General features: G+C 48.2%; 3 protein-coding genes and 1 pseudogene. All 4 read right to left on the bottom strand.

Annotated elements, in window-relative coordinates; genetic code table 11:
* Window positions 1–182, bottom strand: a pseudogene (locus tag B7X71_RS16010) (thiazole synthase); the annotation flags it as partial.
* Window positions 183–226: 44 nt separating this feature from the next.
* Window positions 227–424 carry a sulfur carrier protein ThiS gene (thiS, locus tag B7X71_RS16005; RefSeq protein ID WP_293601461.1) on the bottom strand — a complete coding sequence of 66 codons (198 nt, stop codon included), beginning with the start codon at window positions 422–424 and terminating at the stop codon, window positions 227–229.
* Window positions 415–1,545 (bottom strand): FAD-dependent oxidoreductase, encoded by a 1,131-nt coding sequence (locus tag B7X71_RS16000; RefSeq protein WP_293601460.1) that lies wholly within the window; start codon window positions 1,543–1,545, stop codon window positions 415–417. The genes thiS and B7X71_RS16000 overlap by 10 nt, the downstream gene beginning before the upstream one ends.
* Window positions 1,546–1,952, bottom strand: a 407-nt coding sequence (locus tag B7X71_RS15995) for a phosphomethylpyrimidine synthase ThiC (protein ID WP_293601459.1), incomplete at its 5' end; no start/stop codon positions are given.

Raw genomic sequence — 1,952 nt, 5'->3', positions numbered from 1 at the left:
GAGGTGCCCTGTCTGCGTAGACTTACTGTAATCATTCCGGGATTAGATTGCTTTACCGCATTCTCTAAAACTTGTGGAGATGGGTAGCGTGATGTCCCCAGTAGTAAGCGACTAGCAAAGATCTCCCCATACAGCACCAATGGGTCTGCAGTATTTAAAGGATTCGGTAAAGGGGCTGTCATCTTATTCAAGTGCTTTTATCTGTTTTTCTATATTCGTTACTGGATTAGCCACCAGTCACAGGGGAAATCACTTCCATTTCATCGCCTTCACGCAATACTTCTTCTGCGTGCCTAGTCTTGGGAACGAATTCATAATTGATCGCAACAGCAAATGGGGGTTGCGCATCAATCATGACCAGAACATCATCAATTGTGCTGTTATCCGGAACGTCTTTGGCGACTTGATTGACCATTATGCGCATGTGCTGAGCTCCTGAGGGATCGAACCTGTTAGGCCTAAGCCCAGTTTCATAGCAGTAGGACTTGATCCTGAACCCAACACTTCTAATGCGCAGTCCAAAATTGCTGGTGAGATCATGAAGCCATGACGATAGAGACCATTGATCATCATGAGATTGGCTTGATTTGGTTTGTGATTAACGGATATCTCCGGCAAATTATCTTTCAGCGTGGGGCGACACTGTGTTGCCATCTCTAAAATACGGGCTTCAGCAAACCCACTATGAACGGTATAGACCGCACTGAGTAATTCCATAGCGGATCGAACACTCATAGGAGATAAATCCTCAGACTCAATTTCTGTTGCGCCAACAACATAGACGTCATCTTCTTTAGGCGCAATGTAAATGGGGTAACGCGGATGGATGAGGCGAGTAGGGCGACGCAGTTTGACTTCAGGCGCATGCAAACGAATAACTTCGCCACGAACGCCACGTAAATTCTTTGTAGCACCCTTGGCACCAAGACCACGACAATCAATAACCCAATCAAAACCATTCTCTAGATTGCGAAGTTGCTCTGGGTCGGTGGATTGATTCCAGTGACAAGGCACCTTCATGAGAGTGAGTTCAACCAGTAAAGCCTCTAGAAGCTGGCGGTTATCTAGCTGCCCTTCATTGGGAAGATAGAGGCCTTGAGTAAAACGCTCAGCCACACCAGGCTCAATTTCTGCAAGAGATTGGCTATCCAATTGAATTGGTCTAGCAAGCGACTGATTGTGAGTGCAATTTCTTTCAAGATGAGAGGCAAAACGTTCCGCATCACTAGCATCTTGACGATGCCACAAAATCAAAGTGCCATCTTGCTGAAAGAACACGGGCTTTGCTAACTCATCGATAAGTTGCTTCCAACGAGGCAGGCTATGTATACCCATGCGCACGACCACATCTTCCGTGATGGCAGATTCTGCGAGTGGGGCCAACATCGCAGCAGCAATGCGTGCAGCCGAATTAGCAGCATCTGAAGCACCTTTCTCAAACAGCTCTACACGAGCACCGCGCTTAGCAAGTGCGACCGCTAGCAACCGACCCATGAGGCCGGCGCCAACGATGGCATATTTGCCGTTTGAGAACGTGCTCTTCACTTACTGATAAATCTCGCTACCGCGCTTACGGAACTCAGCTGACATCTCTTCCATACCTTTTTGAGGATCGGTAGAGGCTTCCGCGGTGATCGGAATGACTTTCGCTTTCGGATTGCCATCTGCATCCAAAGTTGCTGCGTAATCACGCACTTCTTGAGTGATCTTCATCGAGCAGAACTTCGGTCCACACATGGAGCAGAAGTGCGCAATCTTGGCGCCTTCAGCAGGCAAGGTTGCATCGTGGTATTCACGGGCACGCTCAGGATCTAAGCCGAGATTAAATTGATCTTCCCAACGGAACTCAAAGCGCGCTTTAGATAAAGCGTTATCGCGTACTTGAGCACCAGGCAAGCCTTTAGCCAAGTCAGCACCATGAGCAGCAATCTTGTACGTGATGATGCCGGTAC

The organism is Polynucleobacter sp. 39-46-10 (assembly GCF_002282275.1).
Note: the sequence above shows the minus strand (reverse complement) of the source record. Positions and strands in the feature narration are given on the sequence as shown.